The organism is Streptomyces sp. NPDC056231 (assembly GCF_048270745.1).
In the GTDB taxonomy this organism is placed as follows: domain Bacteria; phylum Actinomycetota; class Actinomycetes; order Streptomycetales; family Streptomycetaceae; genus Streptomyces.
In genome coordinates, this window is the sequence record NZ_JBLVKW010000077.1 from 4,093 (window position 1) to 24,262 (window position 20,170).

General features: G+C 65.3%; 21 protein-coding genes and 1 pseudogene. 13 read left to right on the forward strand and 9 right to left on the reverse strand.

The genetic code is table 11. The features are described from left to right. The 6 genes from ACNPQM_RS35860 to ACNPQM_RS35885 form a co-directional block, all read left to right on the forward strand. On the forward strand, positions 1-1,050 hold a 1,050-nt coding region (locus tag ACNPQM_RS35860; protein WP_418087240.1), incomplete at its 5' end, for a tetratricopeptide repeat protein. 176 nt (positions 1,051-1,226) lie between these two features. Further along, positions 1,227-1,631 carry a DUF4158 domain-containing protein gene (locus tag ACNPQM_RS35865; RefSeq protein ID WP_418087241.1) on the forward strand — a complete coding sequence of 135 codons (405 nt, stop codon included), beginning with the start codon at positions 1,227-1,229 and terminating at the stop codon, positions 1,629-1,631. Continuing rightward, the gene (locus tag ACNPQM_RS35870; protein ID WP_418087242.1) at positions 1,628-1,909 is read left to right on the forward strand and encodes a Tn3 family transposase; all 282 of its coding nucleotides are present in this window, start codon (positions 1,628-1,630) and stop codon (positions 1,907-1,909) included. Before ACNPQM_RS35865 ends, ACNPQM_RS35870 begins: the two co-directional genes overlap by 4 nt. A gap of 54 nt (positions 1,910-1,963) precedes the next feature. Beyond that, the gene (locus tag ACNPQM_RS35875; protein ID WP_418087243.1) at positions 1,964-2,611 is read left to right on the forward strand and encodes a hypothetical protein; all 648 of its coding nucleotides are present in this window, start codon (positions 1,964-1,966) and stop codon (positions 2,609-2,611) included. Positions 2,612-2,777: 166 nt separating this feature from the next. Then, positions 2,778-3,692 carry a recombinase family protein gene (locus ACNPQM_RS35880; RefSeq protein WP_418087244.1) on the forward strand — a complete coding sequence of 305 codons (915 nt, stop codon included), beginning with the start codon at positions 2,778-2,780 and terminating at the stop codon, positions 3,690-3,692. A 374-nt stretch (positions 3,693-4,066) separates the two neighbouring features. Continuing rightward, a complete protein-coding gene (locus tag ACNPQM_RS35885; RefSeq protein ID WP_358943740.1) occupies positions 4,067-4,966 on the forward strand; it encodes a bifunctional helix-turn-helix transcriptional regulator/GNAT family N-acetyltransferase in 900 nt (299 codons plus the stop codon). A 60-nt stretch (positions 4,967-5,026) separates the two neighbouring features. Here the strand turns inward: ACNPQM_RS35885 and ACNPQM_RS35890 are convergent, their stop codons facing one another. Beyond that, a complete protein-coding gene (locus tag ACNPQM_RS35890; RefSeq protein WP_418087245.1) occupies positions 5,027-6,112 on the reverse strand; it encodes a hypothetical protein in 1,086 nt (361 codons plus the stop codon). A gap of 106 nt (positions 6,113-6,218) precedes the next feature. Here ACNPQM_RS35890 and ACNPQM_RS35895 point away from each other — a divergent pair, with 106 nt between their 5' ends. Continuing rightward, on the forward strand, positions 6,219-7,022 hold the full coding sequence (locus tag ACNPQM_RS35895) for an NAD-dependent epimerase/dehydratase family protein (protein WP_418087246.1): 804 nt from the start codon (positions 6,219-6,221) through the stop codon (positions 7,020-7,022). A 209-nt stretch (positions 7,023-7,231) separates the two neighbouring features. Here the strand turns inward: ACNPQM_RS35895 and ACNPQM_RS35900 are convergent. The 4 genes and pseudogenes from ACNPQM_RS35900 to ACNPQM_RS35915 form a co-directional block, all read right to left on the reverse strand. After that, a pseudogene (locus ACNPQM_RS35900) lies at positions 7,232-7,375 on the reverse strand (DUF4158 domain-containing protein); the annotation flags it as partial. 591 nt (positions 7,376-7,966) lie between these two features. Beyond that, positions 7,967-8,128 carry a hypothetical protein gene (locus tag ACNPQM_RS35905; protein WP_418087247.1) on the reverse strand — a complete coding sequence of 54 codons (162 nt, stop codon included), beginning with the start codon at positions 8,126-8,128 and terminating at the stop codon, positions 7,967-7,969. A gap of 319 nt (positions 8,129-8,447) precedes the next feature. Then, positions 8,448-9,998, reverse strand: coding sequence for a type IV secretory system conjugative DNA transfer family protein (locus tag ACNPQM_RS35910; RefSeq protein ID WP_418087248.1), 1,551 nt, complete (start codon positions 9,996-9,998; stop codon positions 8,448-8,450). Between the two features lie 20 nt (positions 9,999-10,018). Next, positions 10,019-11,125: a M48 family metalloprotease gene (locus tag ACNPQM_RS35915; protein ID WP_418087249.1), complete on the reverse strand. Its 1,107-nt coding sequence runs from the start codon at positions 11,123-11,125 to the stop codon at positions 10,019-10,021. 176 nt (positions 11,126-11,301) lie between these two features. Here ACNPQM_RS35915 and ACNPQM_RS35920 point away from each other — a divergent pair, with 176 nt between their 5' ends. From ACNPQM_RS35920 to ACNPQM_RS35940, 5 genes are all read left to right on the forward strand, one after another. Beyond that, positions 11,302-11,766 carry a DUF664 domain-containing protein gene (locus tag ACNPQM_RS35920; protein ID WP_418087250.1) on the forward strand — a complete coding sequence of 155 codons (465 nt, stop codon included), beginning with the start codon at positions 11,302-11,304 and terminating at the stop codon, positions 11,764-11,766. A gap of 270 nt (positions 11,767-12,036) precedes the next feature. Next, positions 12,037-12,363 (forward strand): hypothetical protein, encoded by a 327-nt coding sequence (locus tag ACNPQM_RS35925; protein WP_418087251.1) that lies wholly within the window; start codon positions 12,037-12,039, stop codon positions 12,361-12,363. Positions 12,364-12,377: 14 nt separating this feature from the next. Continuing rightward, positions 12,378-13,601, forward strand: coding sequence for a tyrosine-type recombinase/integrase (locus tag ACNPQM_RS35930; protein WP_418087252.1), 1,224 nt, complete (start codon positions 12,378-12,380; stop codon positions 13,599-13,601). A gap of 68 nt (positions 13,602-13,669) precedes the next feature. Then, the gene (locus ACNPQM_RS35935) at positions 13,670-13,921 is read left to right on the forward strand and encodes an antitoxin MazE7 (RefSeq protein ID WP_418087253.1); all 252 of its coding nucleotides are present in this window, start codon (positions 13,670-13,672) and stop codon (positions 13,919-13,921) included. Between the two features lie 4 nt (positions 13,922-13,925). Beyond that, positions 13,926-14,303 carry a toxin Doc gene (locus ACNPQM_RS35940; RefSeq protein WP_418087254.1) on the forward strand — a complete coding sequence of 126 codons (378 nt, stop codon included), beginning with the start codon at positions 13,926-13,928 and terminating at the stop codon, positions 14,301-14,303. A gap of 21 nt (positions 14,304-14,324) precedes the next feature. Here the strand turns inward: ACNPQM_RS35940 and ACNPQM_RS35945 are convergent, their stop codons facing one another. The 4 genes from ACNPQM_RS35945 to ACNPQM_RS35960 form a co-directional block, all read right to left on the reverse strand. Then, a complete protein-coding gene (locus tag ACNPQM_RS35945; RefSeq protein ID WP_418087265.1) occupies positions 14,325-14,759 on the reverse strand; it encodes a phosphotransferase family protein in 435 nt (144 codons plus the stop codon). A 938-nt stretch (positions 14,760-15,697) separates the two neighbouring features. Continuing rightward, positions 15,698-16,792 (reverse strand): helix-turn-helix domain-containing protein, encoded by a 1,095-nt coding sequence (locus tag ACNPQM_RS35950; RefSeq protein WP_418087255.1) that lies wholly within the window; start codon positions 16,790-16,792, stop codon positions 15,698-15,700. Between the two features lie 10 nt (positions 16,793-16,802). Beyond that, the gene (locus ACNPQM_RS35955; RefSeq protein WP_418087256.1) at positions 16,803-17,093 is read right to left on the reverse strand and encodes a hypothetical protein; all 291 of its coding nucleotides are present in this window, start codon (positions 17,091-17,093) and stop codon (positions 16,803-16,805) included. 793 nt (positions 17,094-17,886) lie between these two features. Beyond that, a complete protein-coding gene (locus ACNPQM_RS35960; protein ID WP_418087257.1) occupies positions 17,887-18,774 on the reverse strand; it encodes a hypothetical protein in 888 nt (295 codons plus the stop codon). A 298-nt stretch (positions 18,775-19,072) separates the two neighbouring features. On the opposite strand from ACNPQM_RS35960, the gene ACNPQM_RS35965 reads away from it, so the two are divergent. After that, entirely contained in the window at positions 19,073-19,402 is a 330-nt protein-coding gene (locus ACNPQM_RS35965) for a transposase (RefSeq protein ID WP_418087258.1), read from the forward strand. The last annotated feature ends 768 nt before the right edge of the window (positions 19,403-20,170 follow it).

Below are 20,170 nucleotides of genomic sequence, written 5' to 3' on the forward strand. Positions count from 1 at the left end.
GCCGCCCTCGCGGAACTGGTACAAGACCGGACGCGTGTCCAGGGCGCGGACCACCCTGGCACCCTCGACACCCGGTTCTACGCCGCCCACTGGCGTGGCGAGGCCGGAAACCCGCGGGAAGCGCTGAACGCTCTGACGGAGCTGCTTCCGGTGGAAGAACGGGTGCGAGGGACAGAGAGCGCTAGCACCCTGATCACTCGTTTGAGACTGGCCCAGCTACGGGGCGAGTCCGGAGATGCGGCTGGCGCGGCGGCCGCCCTCGCGGAACTGGTACAAGACCGGACGCGTGTCCAGGGCGCGGACCACCCTGGCACCCTCGACACCCGGTTCTACGCCGCCCACTGGCGCGGCGAGTCCGGAGATGCGGCTGGCGCGGCGGCCGCCCTCGCGGAACTGGTACAAGACCGGACGCGTATCCTCGGGCCCGACCACCCCGACACCCTCGAAACCCGACATGACGCCGCCTATTGGGGCGGCGAGGCCGGAGATGCGGCCGGCGTGGCGGCCGCCCTCGCGGAACTGGTACAAGACCGGACGCGTGTCCAGGGCGCGGACCACCCCGACACCCTCGACACCCGGCACAACGCCGCCCACTGGCGCGGTCAGGCCGGAGACGCGGCCGGCGCGGCGGCCGCCTTCGCGGAACTGGTACAAGACCGGACGCGTGTCCAGGGCGCGGACCACCCCGACACCCTCGACACCCGGCACAACGCCGCCTATTGGGGCGGCGAGGCCGGAGATGCGGCCGGCGCGGCGGCCGCCCTCGCGGAACTGGTACAAGACCAGGCGCGTATCCTCGGGCCCGACCACCCCGACACCCTCGAAACCCGGCATGAGGCCGCCCGCTTCCGTGGCAACGCCGGTGACGCCGCCAGGGCTGCGGTGGCTCTACTAGAACTCATAGAAGATCGAAAGCGTGTCCTTGGCCCCGATCACGCCGATACCTTGAACAGCAATGCGGAGCTTTCGCGCTGGTTTGCTGAAGCGGGGTTTGATGCCGTTGCCGAACTGCGTCGCCTGGACAAGGCTCCCGGTCCTGACCCGAGGTAGCTGCTGTGGCACGGCCCGGGACTCCTATTTCTGACCCAGGCTGCAAGGGGCATGACCCAGATACGCCAGAAACCCGCCACGAAATGATCTTGGATTGTTGAGCACCTTGCTCCGTCACTCGGACGGCTCAGCGTCGTTGGTGGTGACGTTGGGTTTCGTCTGGTGCGGGGTGGGTTGTGACCTCGATCGAGCGGACCGCGTATCCGCGGTTCAAGCGGCTGATCACCGCGCATGAACTGCATCTGTTCTTCGCGCCGAGCCGTGACGAGGTTGAGTGGGCAGCCGCCCGGACCGACTGTGATGAGCACCTCCTGGCCCAGCTGCTCGCGCTGAAGTCGTACCAGCGCATGGGGTGCTTCCCGAAGTTGGGCGAGATCCCGGAGACAGTGGTCGACTTCGTGCGCCGCGCGGTGGACCTGCCGGAGGGCACGGTCCCGAAGGCCGCGAACCGTACGGCGGAACGGCAGCGGACCGCCGTTCGCCAGCGGACGGGCCTGTCGTACAACCAGGCGAGGGCCCGGAAGATCGCCGAGGCGGTGATGCGGAGCGAGGCGGTGTCGAAGAACCGTCCGGCGGAGTGAAGTTCAACGCGCTGCTCACGAACGCGGTGATCTTCCACAACGCCCTGGACATCGCCGAGATCGTGCGCCAGCTCCAGGAGGAGGGCCACGTCGTCGACCCCGAGGACTTGGCCCACATCTCGCCGTACCTGACCGAGCACATCCGCCGCTTCGGCGAATACTCCACCCACGAACTCGGCCTTGAACCGGAGGCGTACGACCCGCACCTGGACGTCGACTTCAGCCCGCTGCGGGGAGACGGTCAGCCGGAGACCGACCGCTACGGCCAGGCAGCGTGACCTCGGCGGCAGGGCAACGAGTGATCGTCGGATCGCCGATGGCAAGATCGGGCCATGGGATTGAACATAGTGGTCGGGGTCCTCGTCAACGCCGAGGACGACGACTACACCGAGATGGTTCGCGCTGACTTCGTCGCGATCGGCGAGCTACTGGAGCGTGCGGGAGCGCGACAGTGGACTGAGCCCGACCTCGATGAGGAGGAAGGGGCGGAGTTCGAGGCGTGGGGTTACTCCGGCCTGCACACCGTTCGCCGTCTCGCTGTCCACCTTGCGGCGGGCGGGCGCCTGCCCGAGCCGTTGGACGGCAGCCAGCGGGCGACTGACGACGCGCTCCTGGGTGAGGTGTACGAGGCTCTCCCGAGTGATCCTCCCGGACCGTTCGACCATCTGGTCCATCATTCGGACTGCGAGGGCTACTACGTCCCCGTCGACTTCGCCCAGGTCATCGTGGACAAAAAGGCACCGGGCGGCTACCTGGGGTCTTCGGTGCGTCTGCTGGAGGAAGCCCGTCGACTCGCTGAAGCCCTCGGTCTTCCGGAAGACCTCGATCCGCACTCCGAAGAGGTCTTCGAGGCCGCCGATGCCGAGCAGCTGGCCACCGAGGGGTGGCAGCGCTACGGCGTCGAGTCCTATGTATGCCTGCAACTCCTCCACGCTGCGAAACTCTCGATCTCAACCGGAGCCGCCATTGCCTTCACCTGAGAAGGTGTCGTCAAACGATCGAATGACGGCAGGCGCGACTGGCGTCCAATGAACCCGGACTTTCAGGGGCCTGACGGCGGCTCGGATCCAATCAGATCCGATGGCGGCTGATGACAGGGTTTGCTGAGAGCTAGGGTCGAATGCGACCACCACAACGGGGAGCGGCATGGCCAACCTGGTCTACAAGCGGGTGTCGACCGACCAGCAGTCGACCGACCGTCAGAACCTCGTCCTCGACGAGGCCGGGATCGAGGACCCGGTCGTCTTCGAGGAGGACCCCGGTACCTCCAGCCGTCTCCACCCTCTCCAGCGGCCGAAGTTCGGCGAGCTGCTCACGTACGCGCGGCCGGGCGACACCGTGCACATCTCCGAGATGTTCCGCCTCCTGCGCGGAACCGGGCACATCCTCGACGTACTCGACGTCTTCCACCGCGACCGTCTCGCCCTGCGCATCCACGACGGCGCGTTCTCCGCCATGGACCTCACCGCCCGCCACCTGCGCACTGGAGAGCTGCTGTCCACCGTGAAGTTCATGGTGCAGACCCTCGCCGCCGCTGGCGAACTCCAGCGCGACCTCGAGCGCGAGCTGACCTACGACGGGCTGCGGGCCGCCGAGGCCAAGGGCAACAAGGGCGGCCGTCGACCGGTCGTCACGGCCGCGAAGGCCGCCGTGCGCGCCGGGTACCTGGGCGGCCAGTCCATCGCGGGTCTGGCCCGCGACCACCACGTCAGCCGCGGCGCCATCCGTACAGCCGTCGCCGACCTCATGCCCGAGCACACCGACGCTTCCCAGGACACCCCAGCGCCGGAGATCGCGGTCGCCCTCGACATGCCGGGCAAGGTCGCCGACTTCCTGCGCGCGGCCGAACTGGAGCCCGCTGAGCGGGACGCGCTCGACCAGGGCCTGACCGTACGGCGCGGCCAGGGCTACACACTCCGCATCCCCGCGGCGCCCTCGGTCCACCGCCAACTCCTCGACCGCTGCCAGCCGCTCGACGCCCCCTCGGCAATCCCGGCCCAGCGCAAGGCCCGCCGCGAGTACGCGAACCGCGTCAACGCCCTCGGGAACGAGACCCCGTAGCAAGCCATGCGGGCTTCAAAACCAAGGGGCTTCCGACCTGGGAGATGTCGAAGGTCTCCGCCGTTTTGCTGGTCACCGGCGCCTTCGGATCGAAGGGCTTCGGCCGATCACGGCCTGTCAAAACTTCTGACAGCAACACCGGTTTCCTGGTCCGTTCCTACTCGGACCCCCTGAGCCCCGCGGGTTCAGGGAAACCGAAGCTTCTTCAGTGCGAACCGAGGGGTCCGCCAGTGTGCTTCAGGCCGCTGCATCCGCGGGTTCAAGTGAACACGAGAATGCTGAACGAACCTACGGGCTGCGGCCGTGGCCGGATGGTGCGTACCGTCGCGGACTACCTCTGGCCGCACAGCCGGTTCTCTGACTAGAGTCAGAGAATGGATGGGACGGAGATTGATCAGGTGCGGCGGTTCAACCGCACCGTCACCGAACGCGTGGGCGTGCTTCACGATCACTACCTGGGCCGCGACCGGCCCGTCGGCGAGGCGCGGCTGCTGTGGGAGATCGGCGAGCAGGGCCAGGACGTACGGCGGCTGCGCGAGCGCCTCGGGCTCGACTCCGGGTACGTCAGCCGGCTATTGCGCTCTCTGGAGACCGACGGCCTGGTGACGGTGGAGCCGCAGCCCCGGGACAGACGGGTGCGTACCGTTCGGCTCACCGACGCGGGCCGCGCGGAGCGCGCCGCGCTGGATCGCCGCAGCGACGAGTTGGCCGGCTCCCTTCTGGAACCGCTCAACACCGCCCAGCGCGTCCGGCTGGTGGCCGCCATGGCCGAGGTCGACCGCTTGCTGACCGCCGCGACGGTCGCGCTGGACGGTGTCGACCCGGACCACCCCGATGCCCAGTACTGTTTGCGGTCCTACTTCACCGAATTGCAGGAGCGCTTCGAGGCCGGTTTCGACCCTGCGCGGAGCCTGCTGCCCGACGCGGGCGAACTTCGGCCGCCGCACGGGCTGTTCCTGGTTGCCCGGCTGCACGGTGAGCCCGTCGGCTGCGCGGGTCTGAAGCTACCGCCCGGCGCCCCGGCCGAGGTCAAGCGCATGTGGGTCGCGCCCCACACCCGGGGCCTCGGCCTCGGCCGGCGGTTTTTGGCCGAGCTGGAGGCTCGGGCCGCCCGGCACGGCTTTCACGTACTGCGCCTGGACACCAACAAGGCTCTCAGCGCCGCGATCGGCCTGTACCACTCCTACGGCTTCGAGGAGGTCACCGCCTTCAACGACGAGCCGTATGCCCACCGCTGGTTCGAGAAGCGGATCACCACAGCCTCGTCGGAGTGAGGGTTGCGACGACCTTCAGGTCCACTGCCCTGGTTCTGGGGAATGACCTGTGGGTCTGCGTCAAGACACGGGACCGGTTTCGGCGGCCTGTTCCAGCAGAGCCCGCGCGGAGTCCGCGTAGCGCATCGCGGTCTTCTCGTCGAGCCCGAAGACTTGGGTGAGGTGGAGTGGGTCGGGGCCTTTGACCATGGCTTCTTCGAGCTGGCGGTCAACGCGGAGTTTCTCCAGGGTCGCGTCCTGGCCGCGCATGGGAGCGCTGATCCAGTGGTTGCTGGCCCGGCTGGTGGTGTTGGCGGTCTGGTTGTTGATCAGCAGGTGGAGGTTCGCGGTGTTGGGCCACCGGTTTCGCCGGTGCTCCAGCCAGTCCAGCAGCAGTTTCAGGGTGAGGTCGTCGAGCGGGCGAACGCGTCCGGCGATGGTCAGCCGTCGGTTGCCGAGGTCGATGTCGTCAAGCATGAGTGTGCCGATCTGGGCGACCCGGGCGGCGTGGACCGCTGCGAGGGCGAGGATGAGCCGCGTCGCCGGGGTGGTGGCCGCCGCGACGGAGCGGTCGACCTGGGCGGGGATGAGCGGTTGCAGTACGGCGTACTCGTATTGTCCGACCTTGATCCGGCTGGTCGGGCTGCGGAAAATCAGCCCGTTCCTTTTGGCCCAGGTGAACAGCGAGCGCAGGGCGACGAGTTGGTCGTGACGCTGGCGGCCATGCAGTGTCTTGACGTAGGTCAGGACGTCGTCGCGAGTCACTTCCCGCAGGTGGTCGTAGCGGTTCGACCATTCCAGCAGGGCCGGCCGGACACGGTTGAGGGAGAGCCAGACCGTGCCCTCCCGTCGCGGGAGACTGCGGGGGCCACCGTCGCGCAGGACGCGGGTCCAGCGCTCGGTCTCCGAGCGGATGCCGGGTGCGAGACCCTCCAGCTTCTCGGCGAGCCAGCCCTCGAAGGAGGGTTCGCTGTCGTCCTCGAAGATCCCTATCTCTTCCAGGACCGTGACGACGTGGCCGAACCGCAGGTCCAGGGCCCGCAGCGGGGCGAAGATCTCCGTGTGCCGGATGACGTCGCCCTCGACGTAGCCGGTGAGGACGAGGGCCAGGCCGCGGTTGACGGCGAAGCGGATGCCGCGTTGATGACGCTCCTTGAACTTCCCCACCCGGCGCTTAAGGTTGGCCAGACCTGCTCTCTCAGTTCCCCACCACCTTGATGAGTGGATCAACGAGCGCGAAGATGCGTGGATTGTCGAAACCAGGGGAGGCGCAGTGAGTCTGGGAACGGTCGCGATAACGGGGGCGGCGGGCACCATCGGTTCCGTGGTGCGGGAGGCACTGCGGCACGAGGCGACACGGTTGATCCTGCTCGACCGCGTGCCAATCCGCCAGGAGACCGAGAACGAGGACACGCACACCGTGGATCTTCGGGACGCCGCCGCCGTGGAGTTCGCATTTACGGGAGCCGACCGCGTGCTCCACCTCGGCGGCGTCCCCGACGAGGCGCCCCTTTCGGACCTGCTCGAAGCCAACGTACTTGGCACACACCACGTCCTGGAGGCGGCGCGACGCAAGGGAATCGAGCGAGTGGTGCTGGCCAGCAGCAACCGTGTGACCGGCTTTTACCCCGCCGGACATCTCAGCAGTCCACAGGAGCCAGTACGCCCTGACGGCCTCTACGGGGTGAGCAAAGCGGCTGTCGAGGCCCTCGGGCGGCTGTACGCCGACAAATTCGGTCTCTCCGTTATCTGCCTGCGTATCGGCAGTTTTGAGCACGTGCCTGCCGAGCCGCGGCACTTGGCGACCTGGCTGAGCCCGCGAGACGCCGTCGGTTACATCCTGGCCGCGCTGGCCGCACCGCCCTCCACCCGCTTCGCCACCGGTTACGCCGTCTCCGACAACACCCGCCGCTTCTGGGAACTCCCCGACCCGACGGAACTGGCCTACACCCCTGTCGACAACGCCGAACTCCACGCTGCGGACATCCCCGGGACGGATCTCCCAGTCGACCCGACCGCCCCCCAGGCCGGCCTCTACGCCCTGCCCCAGTTCACTCTCAAGCACCTTCGGCCCTGACGCACACGGCCATCGCTGGGACGAGTTCTCTCAGCGCCTTCTCCTGAGGAACGACGAGCAAGGGTGGGGATTTTCAGAGATCGCCATCAGCGTTCCCAGCCACGGGCCTCCGCGAGCTGGTAGGCGAGGTACTTCGCCCAGGCCAGCCAGGGGCTGGCCAGGTCGGCGTCGGCCGGGTCGAGACGGCCGTAGTCACGCGGGACCTGCCCGTGCGCCGTCGTACGGCGCAACGCGATCAGGTCCCGGTCCACGTCGTTCAGGAAGAAGAACCGCTCCAGCTCCGGCCGCGTCGGCTCCTCCACGAACCGTCCGTACGCCGTCGCCTGCACATCAGTAAGAAATTCCACCGGCACCCGGTGGACGGTAGCCACCCGTCATCCGAGCCCACTGGACTTCCAGAGAAACCTGTCACCGTATCCCGGAACTGTGTTAAACGACCAAGATCAATCTCAGCGCCAACCACGGTTCGATTGATCCCCTAGGCCGGGTAGCCCGAGCGAGGCCAGCACGGTGGGCCTGGCCTGCTCCCACGCCTCACCGGCAAGCAGCTTCGCCCGCGGGTCGCCCCACTTGGACGAGTTGGCACGGTTCTTGCCAGTACTCCCAGTTCTGGAACATTGCCACTGTGGGGAGATGCAGTTGGCCGGCAAGTTCTTCGTGCGCACCGTCTTGGTGACCGATGTCGAGGTCACGAGTCGGCATGGTCTGGAAACGACCGGACGGCAGAGTGCATCACGGCCTCTGCCCGATGCTCAGCCAACGGGAGGAGCTTGCCTCATAGTTGTCCAACAACCGATCGATGCCCGAAAACGGCACTGCAGCGTGTGCTCGCCCACTCCGGGGCGTTGGCAACGCGCGCGTCGAAGCAGCGGCCGCGGGAATCCGGTTGATGCGTTGACAGCAATATGCGGCCCCCGGAGGGGGCCGCATACGCGATCAGACCGTCAGAGGAGCTCGGTCGTGATCTTCATAATCACCCGGCAGAGTTCGCCGATGATCAGCACCTTCTGGAGCAACGCAACCCAAGGGTCGAGTTTCTCCGTCCAGTGCTCGACCCTCGCGCGAAGGGTCAGGCGTGATTCCTCCGGGGTGTTGGCTGCAGCCATTCTTTCCGATTTCTGTGCAGAAAAAGAAGCGAGATGGCTGTGTCAACAGTCCACTCGGCTTCTCTCACAGCACTGGTGAGAGTGATCTGAGAGATCACCGAGTGGAACTGACTATGAAATTGTGAACCCCCAGTTTACCGCTTCATGGGAGCAGATGTATAGGGGGTGTCTGTTCAACTTCCTTGTGGGCGGGTAGACTTCGAGTCGCTGCGGGTGGAGGTGCGTCAACACCGTTGATGCCCGGCGGCAGGCGGTGCCGCGCACGAGGGTTGGCCAAAGAGTCCATTTTCCGCCCGAGTGTTGCGGCATCGTTGCGTTATCAGGTGCGCAGGTCAACGACGAGAGGGCCGACTCGCTTCCCGTTGGAGCGTGTGAGTGTGGCAAGACAGGCGCCGTAGGGGATGTCAGTGATGATGTCGGAGACGCTCCAGCGTGCGCGTTCGATGTGCCGTATGGATGTGGATGCCGACTCGCCACGGTTTCCGCCGGAGGATTCGCCTCGCTCGTTGAAGTGCTCTGCCTGGTTCGTACCGCGGGTGACGGTTACCTGGCGCACGTAGTGATCTCCGAACCAGTCTGAGAACTGCTTTGCGTCCTGGGGGTAAATTCCGCTGAAGACCGCTTTGCAACCGGTGGAACCGAAGATGACTGGCAGGATTTCCTGAGGAAAGTCCCCCAGGGTTTGAGACAGCAGAATCATTCCCGCATTGTTGGACCGCACTCGCTGAATGCCACGTGCGATGTAGTCGTCCACGAAACGCCCGGCTTCGTCCATGACGAGGGCTTTGAAGATTCTGCGGTTGGTCGTGGCCGACGATGTCACCTGCACGAACTGGGACACCACCAGCCTGGCCAGGATGCTTGATGCGTCGGGGAACTCCGCTTCGGGCAGAACCACCCGGACGCGGACGGGCTTGTTGATCTCGCGCATCTCGAACGGTTCGGGGTGGTCGAACAGTCGGATTAGGGCCGGGCGGTCGAGCAACGTGAGGCGTTCGAGAAGGCTGGCGGCAGGATCGACTCTGACGTTGGCTTGGGCGGCACGTGTCTGCAGGAGCCGCTTGAGGTCCTTCGCGTGTGGTCCGGCGAGCCGAGATCGGACGCGGTCGTGTTCAGCCTGGTCGCAGCGCATCAGGTTGAGGAGCTCTCTGATGGTCGGCCAGCGTTCGTGTGCTGCGCGGAACGGGGCGAGGCAGGCGTACAGCGCGTTCTTGGAGGCGTCCATGAAGTACGCCTTGTCGTCGGTGACCTTGGAGGGAAGGAGAGCTGAGGCGAGCCGGTCGGCAGCCATGTCGGCCTCGGTGGCACCTCCGTACAGGCTGAATCCGTGCGTCGGGTTGAGGGGGTCGATCGTCACGTCGAACCAGCCGGCACGGGCGAAGTCATCTCCCTTCGGGTCGATTGCGACTACCGATGCTTTCCCAGCCAGTGCCTCCAAGGACAGGTGCTCCACGATGGGGAGCGCAATGCCGCGAGTCTTGCCTGACCCTGGTGGGCCGATGACAAGCATGGAGGTGCGGAGGACGTCAAGATCCACTCCGAAGTCGCCGTGGAGGATCAGGTCGGAGCGTGAATCAGGGATGATCCTTCCCAGCCGCACCTGTCCATAGAGGAGATTGTGAGCTGAAAGGCGCGCGGGAAGGTCGCGCTGCTCTGACGAGTGCGGGACAGCGGCAGCACCATGGCTGGCGAGGGCTGCACTGATATCGATGCCGCTTGATGCGTGTTGGGCGACGGTAAGGATCCGAGCCACGTCGACATCGGTCAGCTCGCCTCGCGCCCAGAGGCCGTCAAGGCGCGCAGCGGCCTCGGGAAACTCGCTCCTCATCCAGTCCCACGGCTGTGGCTTTCCTGTCCTGGAGTTGCCCATCCTTCCCCGTTTGAATCGGCTCACTGTGGGCCCTGCCCCATGCACAGTTCGATTGCGCGGATACGTTCTGCCATGGGCGGATGAGTCGAGAACAGCCGTGACAGCCATCCACCCTCTTCCGCCTCCGTGCCGCTGCTCTCGTCCAGTTCGCGATCGAACACTTCAATAAGATCAGGTCCGTAGCCGAGTTCCGCGGCATGGCTGTCCGCCACGAATTCCGCTTGCCGGTCCACCCACGCCGAAAGGACGGGGGCCACAATTGGGCCGAGCATGATTATCTGCAGGAACAACGAGCCGCGGCTAACTCCCATCCAGAACCAGCTCAGTGGTATTGCAACAGCGATAAAAAGCCCAATCAAGAATCCGCAGCCGCTGAAAGCGTAAAGAATCCGGAGAACAGTCACAGTCAGCACCTGGAGCACTGCAAGGAAGCAGCGTGCAGGAAATTCGTACCAGCGCGTGACGATAATAGCCCAGGAATGCCCATTTAGATGATGTGCGAGTTCGTGAGCGAGAATTGCTTCAAGGTGCCGTGGGGGAAGGCTGGTCAGAGCCCGTCGCGTGACTGCGACGATATGTCCGCCAGAAGCGGAAGCATTCACATTGTCACGGTCGTCTACCCATAGTTGGTAGCGATGGCGGCCCACGCCCGCAGCTTGAAGGACAGATTTCCAGCTGGCATCCAGGCGTTGCAGCTCCTGGTCAGTGGGGACACGTAACCGGAGTAGAACACGTGCGATTACAACTTCAAACTGCGGTATGAAAGCCAGCGTCCCCGAAAATATCCACCCAATCGTGAATATGGTGACCCACGGCCCATCTAAGAACAAGTCGAGAAATATGTTAACGACCGCGAGGCTCCAGAAGGCTCCGGGGGATCTAAGCAGCAGTGTCGATACGGTAGATCGGTCCGCGATCCGACGACTTCGGAGCGGTTTGGGCGCGTGCTCCTGGTCGTGAAACGATGGCTCAAACGAGCCGGCTTGACGGTCCGGCGGTTCTGGTGAAACAGACGGATCAGACACGGGCGGCCCCCTACTCGTTGAGCGAACTAATGTCCACCGGTGAGGACTTGCTGTCATGCCGTTTCGTCGGTCGGTACCTATGCACCCTAGACCGACCGGCATTAGGCGCCCGGGAGGTGGCGGGGGGCATCAAAAGATAGCGGTGCAGGGTGGGTCCATGACATGGACAGCACCACCGGTCGAGCGCACCATGCAGCAGCTAGCGGCCTGGGTACCGTAAATGAGCGTCACATGTTGAAGGACTGGCTGAGCTGGCATCGGGAAACGTTGCTGGCCAAGTGCGCGGGCTTGAGCCGGCTCAATTGTCACGGACGACCGTAGAGCCGTCGAACCTCACCCTCCTTGGCTTGGTACGACACATGGCGGAGGTAGAGCAGTGGTGGTTCCGGCGAAGCTTCGCAGGCGAGGCTATCGGTGATGTCTTCACCGGCCCGTCAGATGGCAATGAGGGACTCGATGGAGTTCGCGCAGCCGATGCGGAGAGAGACTTCGGATTGTTCCAGACCGAGCTCAAGGCGTGCGACGCGGCGGCGGCCGGGCACGACCTCGCTAAGACCTTCACGTCCTCGCGCGGGGTTTCCCTCAGCCTGCGCTGGATCTACGTGTTGATGATCCAGAAGTACACCCGCCACAACTGCCACGCCCACTTCCTGCGGGAGCGGACTGACGGGGCAACGGGTGACTGTGCTTCCTTCTCAGACCGTTCCGGCAGCAGGTATCCCCCGCCACTCCGGGAGGACTAACACGCGCAAACGCGGCGAACTTCAACGAACTGTCAGAAAAATCGGCCCGCAGAACGGGGCCCTGAAGGGCCGTACGCGACTCCCCTGGTGTGATCGGGTGCAGGCTGCCGCGTTCGGCTGCGAGCGGGCCATGTGGCGACTCTGAACGCCACTACACCCCCGATTGACCTAATGTCACACGATTAGGGTTGCCTTACCTCCTATTCCTGGCAGAATATGAGGTACTGAGAGGCGATCAGGAAACACTGCGTCAGCAAGGATTTTGAGACCTTGACAGTTAGCGGAAGTAACGAACCTCGTCCCACCGATCGAGAGACCAACGAGCAACTGCTCGCCTTCATGAAGGGACAGCTCATTGCGCTGGGCCCGCACAGCGCAACAACGGAAAATCTGGTTCTCGGCGTCTGGCGCCTGATGGCCGTCTGGGAGGAGACCCTGCCGCACATCGAGGATGCCGGTCCCGACTATGCGACCGGCGTCGCCGACGGGCTCGGCCAAGGACTGCGCCACATCGCCGCCGTCTGGGGCCACCATCCCAACTACCAGCCGCACTTCGCCCCGCAGACTCCCGCCGTCGCCGAGGCCTGGTCACGGTGACGGCTGCTGCAGGGATGGAAGGGACCGAACTCGGGGAAGTCGTCGACGCCGAACTCGTCGACGACGCCCCGCCTGTCCGGCTGCTTCCCGCCACCGTTGCTGGCGCCGCTCCCGCGTACCGCATCACCCGGGACACGCTGCTCGTCGAAGGGGAGCTGCCGCCGCGCGTGGATGAGCAACCCGCCTTCACCGAGCGCGACTTCATCGTCCCCCCGTCGGCCAAGCGCCGGGTCGAGGAGCGCGGCGCGCGGAACACCCGCGTCAACCGCGATACCACGCGAGACCGCTTCGAGGAGTGGTGCGTGAAGGAGGGGCGGATCGCCCGGCCAGCCACCACCACGGCGAACGTCGTCGCCTACTTCGACCACCTGATGGAGAGCGGCAAGAAGGACGGAAGCCAGTACAGTCCGGACAGCCTGCTCGCCTACCTCTCCCGCATCGTCACCTGGTACCGCGCGGGTGAGCGGCCCGACGGCTCACTCGTCAGGCAGATGATCGAGGACTACCGCCTGGAGGAGTACATCCCGGCCGGCGGGGAGCGGGACCAGGCCGCGGGCCTCACTCTCTTCTACCTGGTCCAGGTACTCGACAAGATCGACGAGAGCACCCGGATCGGCAGCCGGGACGCGGCCATGCTCGCCGTCGCCTACGGCAAGCTGTCCCGCGGTATCGAGGTCGCTGACCTGCTCGTGAAGAACCTCCGCGTGGCTGACGACGGCGTGTGGATCTACACCGCGAAGTCCAAGACCCGCCGCGACGGCGAGGGCAAGTGGCGGTTCATCCGCGACCGGGCCGACCTGCAGATCGTCCGGCGCGTACGGGCCTGGCTCGGCAACCTGCGCGAGCTCAACGCCGACAACCCGGTCCTTCCTCTCTTCCGGGCCCTGTCGACGACGGGCAATCTGAAGGGCCGCGGCAACGCCACGGTGCGAGGCCTGCACCTGTCCGGCAGAGCGATCAACGAGATCGTGAAGAAGCGCGCGGCCGCCGCCGGGGTGACCTACATCAATGGCCTCAAGGTGACGAGCCACTCCCTACGGGCCGGCCCGAACACCGACATGAAGCGCGCCAAGGTGCCCCTCGCCGACCGGCGCGAGGCGGGCGACTGGGGCGAGAAATCTCCGCTGCCCGACTCCCGCTACAACCGGCCGGACGACACCGTCGATGCCACCGAGACCGATCCACTGGACGCTGTGCCGCTCTTCGGCCAGTTCAAGGAGGACCCCGCTTCACCATAAAAGCCCAGGTCAGAGCCACTTTTCGAAGCGGGTAGCCAGAACGGTATGCCAGACGGCATACTCGAACCATGGCAGACACCAGCGTCAAGATCGACGACATCACCAGGGACAGGCTCAAGGCCCTGGCCGACGGTGCGGGCATGTCCATGAAGGACTACCTCGCCAAGGTGGCCGCGGAGAAGGAGCACGAGAAGCTGCTCGACACTGCGACGGCCGCGTTCCGCCGCGTCATCGACGAGCCCGGCGTCCTGGACCGGTTCGACGCCGACTTCGGCGGACTCCCGCCTGCAGCCGCGCACGAGATTCCGCGGGCGGCCTGAACCTGTGGAACTGCTCGTCGACTACCGATGGCTCCTGGCCCGCCAGGAAGACATCCTCCGCACCGACCTCACCGTCAACGACCTGTCCGTCCTCGTCGGCATGGCGGCCAGGCACCGGGTGAACACCCCGCACCTGGATCAGGCGGACCCGGATGCCTTCTGGCGGGCCGCCGTGTTCCTGGAGGAATGCGTACTGCTGCGCCCCCTCCCCGCCCGCAACGAGGCTTACGGGTATGGCGTCGCCATCGCCTATCTGCAGGCTTCTGGCGAACCCGTCGACACCACGTACGAGCTGTGGCGCGACCTGATCAACGACATCCGGGCCCTGCGCCTGGACTCGTACGGCATCGCCAAGCGGCTCCGATCCTGGCGAGCACCGTGATCGTCCGTCGGCCCACGACGGCTACATGATCCCTTTCCAGTTCCATGGGCGCGGTCCGCAGCGACCGCGCAGGCAGTCGACTCGGTGCTGGGCCTGCCCGATCCGCTCGGCGTTGCTCGCCGCATGCTGCGCTGCATAGGTCACCATCCGCAGCTCGCGAGCGCCCGCCAGCATCGGGTATCCGGCCCACACGGTGACGTCGAGACCGTACGTCGCACAGAACTCGTCGTATTCCGGTGCGGTGACCGCTCCGGTCGTCGTCCTTCGCACTGCCGTCGACACGAGGTCCCATTCCGGCGGCCCGACGGAGAACCGCTCCAGGTCCATCATCAGTAGACCGCTGCTCGTGCGGACAAGATTGCCGGGCCAGGCGTCCCCATGCACGGCTCGGTCCGGGAGCCCGGCCGGCCGTTCGGCCCATGCTGATGGCGATTCGTGAAAATCCCCAGGCTCGATCTTCGGTCCCTACTTCATTGACTGTTCAACCGTGGAGTGGTGAGTAGACCGCCCGGGACGGTGGGGGCACACCTTCGTCAATGGCCGTCTGCTGGTCCGCCCTGATGCCAGGCGTAGACACGGACGCGGTCGAGGTGGAGTTCATTGGGGCCCATGCAATCGGCGGCCCAGGTGGCCAGGCGAGAGCCGCAGAAGCAGGCCAGGTTGGGGCCGTGCGCGCCGGTGGGACCGCAGCACCCGAGCCAGTTGTCCCCGAGTGTGAAGGGTTCGAGGTGGGGCAGAACGTCGTCTGGGTGGACGACGAAACTGTCACGCCATCCGGCTGACTCCGTAACCCCAGTGCCGGGTCGCAGCAGCTCACGCCCGCTGCTGCGGGCGCGGCGGCGGGATTCAGCGGCGACGAACGGGGCGCCCCACGGGTCGGGGTCGATGGCGTAGCGCCCGCGGGGGACGGTGGAGCGAGCCCGACCGGTCTTCTTGTCACGGCCCCGATCTGGGTCATCGACGTCGATCGTTATCTAGGGTTGTCAACTCAATCTCCCATGTCAGAGCGGGAATCATGGTTTCTGGCACGTTAGGCACGGGAGCCGCCGGTCTCGCTGGGGGCCGATGCTGGACCGGCCCATCGGGCAAAGGCTGTCCAATGTGCAGGGGATGGACGTCGGCAAGTGGCTGGCCAGGCGGAGGCAGCACGACGTTTGGCAGGGCCCGATGGACGGGCAGTGCGACCTCCTCGAGGCGATCGACCTCACCCCGAGCGCCCGCAAGGCCCCCAAAGCGGCCTCTGGAGTCTTCGAGCGAGTTGCGGCCCTGGCTCAGTACAAGGCCCGCACGGGCTCTATGAAGGTCCCCAGTGCCAGGTGGAGCGGCTGGAAGACGGGACTGAGGTCAAGCTCAGGGTGTTCCTCAGATTGGCTGCCCCTGAATCCATAGGGGCTTCAGCGCACCACCTTCGGCACGTCCCGGGAACGTCCGTAGAGGTACTCGGTGGCCCGGTGCACGTCGCAGAACTGAAGCTTGCCTTCTGGCACTGCTGCGCCAGCCAGCCGACGTGTTCGTGAAGTCCGCTGGATGGAGGCGTCGGGACGTGGCTGCTTATAGTCGAAGACCGCCGGCGGCAGGTCCTGCGGCGGCAGGGGGTACTTGCGGACCAACGGGTCGTACGAACCGCGCGACTTGCGGGCGCGCCACCGCTTCCGGAGGAAAGCGTCCATCCAATCGCGACCGTCGCTACGCGGGCTTCCCGCCGACGGCGCGACCAGCTCCGTGAGGGCTGCTACGTCCCTGTCGATGTAGTACCCCTCCCTGGACTGATGGTCGGCGACGAGACGTTCCAGTACCTCCGCAAGGGAGGCCTCCGGCCCGGTGACCTGCCTGTAGACATCGACGTAGACCGCTTGGGCCTCCCCGTCGCCCTGCAGCGCCTTGAAGCCGGCCTGGGGGTCGTTGGGGACGCCCCTGATCTTGAACCAGGCGCGGAACCAGGGCTCCAGGACCCGGCCGTTAACCTCGCACACCTGGAGGAAGGCGACGTACTGCCGAAAGTCCCGGGGGACAGCGTGGGCAGAGGCGATGACGTTAGCCGTGCTGCGCGGTACCTGGCCGCCCGAGGCCTTCTCCATGGCCCGCGTCGAGGGGCGCCCTGACCTGGCCCAGGCGTCCCGCAGCGCTCCCGATAGGTCGGCATCATCGCGGGCGTACTGCGGCTTGGGCAGAACCGACGAGCGGTGAGCAGCCCTCCGCGCTTTCTCCACGGCCTCCTCGGCCTTGCGCCACAAGGTGACGACGGTCAGGCCGACGTCATGGATGGGCTGACCATGGGGGACACACGACACGGCGTACTGGAACGCCACGCCCACATCCGGCAGCGACCTCCCGCTGGCCGCCCGCTTCAGCGTGGCCTCGGAGCACACGGTGCGCGTGACCAGCTCGCTGTACGTCAGTCCAGCTTCGCGGCGCAAGGAGCGGAGGTACTCCGCGAGCTTCCCCAGATCCGGCACCGTGTGGTTAACAGGGATTTCCGGTCGTGCCACGGCCGCCCCCTCAGTTGCCCGAGCCGGGCATCAGCGCGGCATTCAGCAGCCGCCGCAGCAGGCGGCGCCGTGCCTGGCCGTGGTGGTAGCCGGCAGCGAGCAGGACGACAACGCTCACGCCACCCGCGACCCCCAGGAGGACGATGGTGTCCTGCACACTCGCGCGGGCGGCCAGACGCAGGACGACAGCCGCCGTGAGGAAGCCGAGGATGACCAGAGCGTGCGGCATGCCGAAGCCCGTGGACGTCGTGGTCACCGGGAGCTGTGCGGCGCTGTGCTCATTCGTGTTCTTACGGGTCATGAGAACCCCCTGATCCGGGGGCGACGGCCCGGAAAGGACCGCTGCCCCTTGCTGCTGACACAGAGTCGAATCCGGGAGACCGCAGGACGGCATGGCGGGCCGCCCTCGACGCGATCACGGATCCGGGAAGTCCTCAGCGTCACGGACCGTTGGCGTACAGTCCGTTGAAGATGACGTGAGGACCACCAGGAACAACGATCCCAGGATCACCGGCTGCTCCCCTAACGGCCGAGGCGTTGGCTCAGAAGTCGTCTAAGTTGGGGTACGACGCGGCTCGGAGCTCTGACCTACGAGTCTTCTTTCGCTCGAGACGTTGGCTCACGTACTGACCAGCTTCTCGGCGCGACCTACCCCATCGACGGGGTAGACCATGAACCTGTCGCTCGGTCCGTGAAGACGGTCTCGCCGAGCGGTGCCCTGAATTGCTGCTGACACTCAATCCGGGGAAGCACACCGGGTCGCGATTGGCGAGCGACCCATGCAGTGGAGCTGGTGAAAGTCGCTTGGCCGTGGCGGTACCGCCAGCTCAATGTGAGAGGGGTGCGTGGCTGGCTAGGTGCCGCGGACCCACCTGCTGTAGGCCTGCACAAGTCGGTGCAGGCCTACAGTGCGGGAGGTGACTACCAAGGGCGCGTTCCGCACTGACACGCCGACAGGTGTCTACAGGTACCTGCTGGAGCGCGCGGCGTACTCCAGCGGCGAGGTGTCCGGGAGGGCTGAAGATGTCAATCGATCGAGTCCCTACCGAACCCGGAGGAGTTCATCCCAGGTTGTGGTTGTGACCTGGGACGGTTCAGGGTCCCGCAGGCAACCTCTTACAAGGGAATACACCCGTCCCGTCACGGATGCAGATCTCCTCCCCGGCCAGGTCCTCGTACATCTGGGAGATCCCGTCCGCAGCACCGACTGCTTTGTAGTGCACGCCGTCAGATTCGGTGTGGATCAGATACGAACGCGGGCACTCGCATCCCGTCACAAATGCGTAGAACCTCCCTCGACGAACCTCCTCGAAGAGTGCGATCGGGTAGAAGAAGGAGTGCTCACCGCAGAGCGCAGGAACTCTAACCTTCCCATCCACGAATGCGCTCTGCGGCAGAGAAGTTGCGGGAGTCCAAGCTCGGATCTCCACAGGTTCAACTGTAGATTGCAGCATCTTTCCGGCCGCAAGGCGGAGAAACGAGGATTCTGTGCATGGCCGTCCTTCTGGCCATTGAACCGGCACATCTGACGGCCATAGCTGCGGCATTCCGAGGTCCATCGTCACGCCGACCTCCAGCGCAGACGTGGTGAATAACAGCCCGTGCAGGACGAGCGCGCCAAGGAGAAGCGTGATCGCATACCCTTGTGGCGCATCTGGTTCGGGGATTCCCGGAATCCGGACCGCGAGCGGCGTGACGTGGACGGCCGAACGCCTCGCCATTCCTTCATACCGCCCCACCCAGAAGCGGCTTGCGTCTAGTGGTCGCATCCGGTCTCGGCACTGGTGAAAGGCCTTGTACACAGATGGAGGAAGACCGTACCCTGCGCTCCGCTGCTCCTCGCTCGAGATGAGCATCGCCGTGAGCGCGGTCTTCTGGGCCCACATAACGATCACGGCCTGATCTTCCGGCGCGATCGTCCCCGACTTGCCGAGGATCAGTGGAGTCAGGACGCGCTGGGCGACAACCTCGAGTTGGCTCATCCACCCGTTGTTGCATGAGGCGCAGAAGTTCTTCACCGTCTGCCGATACGGGGGCTGTTGTCCCATCTCGCGGGGCAAACCGTTCAAGGGCCCAGCCCAATGGCGGACGGGACTGAGGTCCAAACCGATCTTGCTTACCCATTGGCCGAAGACATGCTCACGGGTCAGCGGCTCCCTAGAGCCACAGAAGGCACAAGGCGCAGACATAGGCACATTATCCACTCTCCGCAGTCGGTCCTGCCTCGATCTGCAGGAGGCGCGGAGGACGTCTCGCGTGGTGAGTTGACCCTCCTGCACGATGGCGGTCGTGGCTGTCGATCTCTCCGAGCAGTTGGTTCCTGGCGGGAAGCTCAGGGCCTCCCCGGTTGCCGTGGCCGTCTCCCGTGCGAACATGCACGATGGCCTGGCCCTCAGACCTCTGTTCCGCGGTATACCGGCCATCCGCTCCCGCCGCGGCCCGCGCAGACGTCGCCCCGTCAAACTGCGTGCGGATAAGACGTATTTCGCGGCCGAGTACGTATCCTGGGCTACGCGAAAGATGGACCGTGCCACGTATCGCCGCCCCGGCATCGAGTCGGGCGAGCGGCTCGGCCGGCACCACTGGAAGATCGAACGATCCATCGTCTGACTCTTTGGGTACCGCTGCCTCACCGTCCGGTGCGAACGCGAGGGCAGCCAAGCATGCGAGGCCACTTTTCTTCCCTGTCATGCTTTACGCAACCCTGCTTCATCAACCGCACTCATGAAGAGCCCCGCATATCGACTCCAGTTGTGCCGCAAATCCTCTGCCCTGAGTCTCTGTTTGGCGAACGGGATTTCGTCCTCCATGCGAGCCCAGGAAAACAGGAGCAGCCACAGCGTTCGAGATGTCTCCTCATCCCGTTCCATGGCCTCCGCAATGGATTCCCCCATGGGGTGCGCAACGTTCAGCGTTACGACAAGTCCATTACGGGTGTGTTTTACAGAGAACATTTCAGGCCCGGGCCAGGCAGCCTCTCTAAATATCGCTCCGAATTCGGGATCCGTGGAGCTATCATCACCCCTGGAGAATAGTGAGGCTGGCGTCGACGGAACGGACTGTGCAGCCGACGACGCCTCGGGTTCGGGAGCTGGAGGGCTCGAAGGGGCAGAGGCCTTGACGGGTGGATCAAATTGACGCCCGAGCCGAGACCGGCGCATCGATTCGTCTACGACTGACGCTAAGGGGGACTTGGAACCGGTTTCGCCGTAATGTGCATCCACCCATAGAGAGCGGAACCTTTCGAGTTCTGGCTCGATTGATTCAGACCGGCCAAGAATCAGTAGCGCCGCCACCAGCGCTTGCAGCTTTACCCAGACCGGAAAAGTCTTACCATTAAGCACATTCGCAACTGACTGGTGGGAAATTACATCTGCA

Coding starts and splice junctions, on each gene's coding strand:
- ACNPQM_RS35875 (WP_418087243.1), top strand. CDS start 1,964: ATGGGATTGAACATAGTGGTCGGGGTCCTCGTCAACGCCGAGGACGAC.
- ACNPQM_RS35880 (WP_418087244.1), top strand. CDS start 2,778: ATGGCCAACCTGGTCTACAAGCGGGTGTCGACCGACCAGCAGTCGACC.
- ACNPQM_RS35885 (WP_358943740.1), top strand. CDS start 4,067: ATGGATGGGACGGAGATTGATCAGGTGCGGCGGTTCAACCGCACCGTC.
- ACNPQM_RS35905 (WP_418087247.1), bottom strand. CDS start 8,128: ATGGCTGCAGCCAACACCCCGGAGGAATCACGCCTGACCCTTCGCGCG.
- ACNPQM_RS35910 (WP_418087248.1), bottom strand. CDS start 9,998: ATGGGCAACTCCAGGACAGGAAAGCCACAGCCGTGGGACTGGATGAGG.
- ACNPQM_RS35915 (WP_418087249.1), bottom strand. CDS start 11,125: ATGCCGGTCGGTCTAGGGTGCATAGGTACCGACCGACGAAACGGCATG.
- ACNPQM_RS35930 (WP_418087252.1), top strand. CDS start 12,378: ATGGAAGGGACCGAACTCGGGGAAGTCGTCGACGCCGAACTCGTCGAC.
- ACNPQM_RS35935 (WP_418087253.1), top strand. CDS start 13,670: ATGGCAGACACCAGCGTCAAGATCGACGACATCACCAGGGACAGGCTC.
- ACNPQM_RS35955 (WP_418087256.1), bottom strand. CDS start 17,093: ATGACCCGTAAGAACACGAATGAGCACAGCGCCGCACAGCTCCCGGTG.
- ACNPQM_RS35960 (WP_418087257.1), bottom strand. CDS start 18,774: ATGAGCCAACTCGAGGTTGTCGCCCAGCGCGTCCTGACTCCACTGATC.
- ACNPQM_RS35965 (WP_418087258.1), top strand. CDS start 19,073: ATGGCGGTCGTGGCTGTCGATCTCTCCGAGCAGTTGGTTCCTGGCGGG.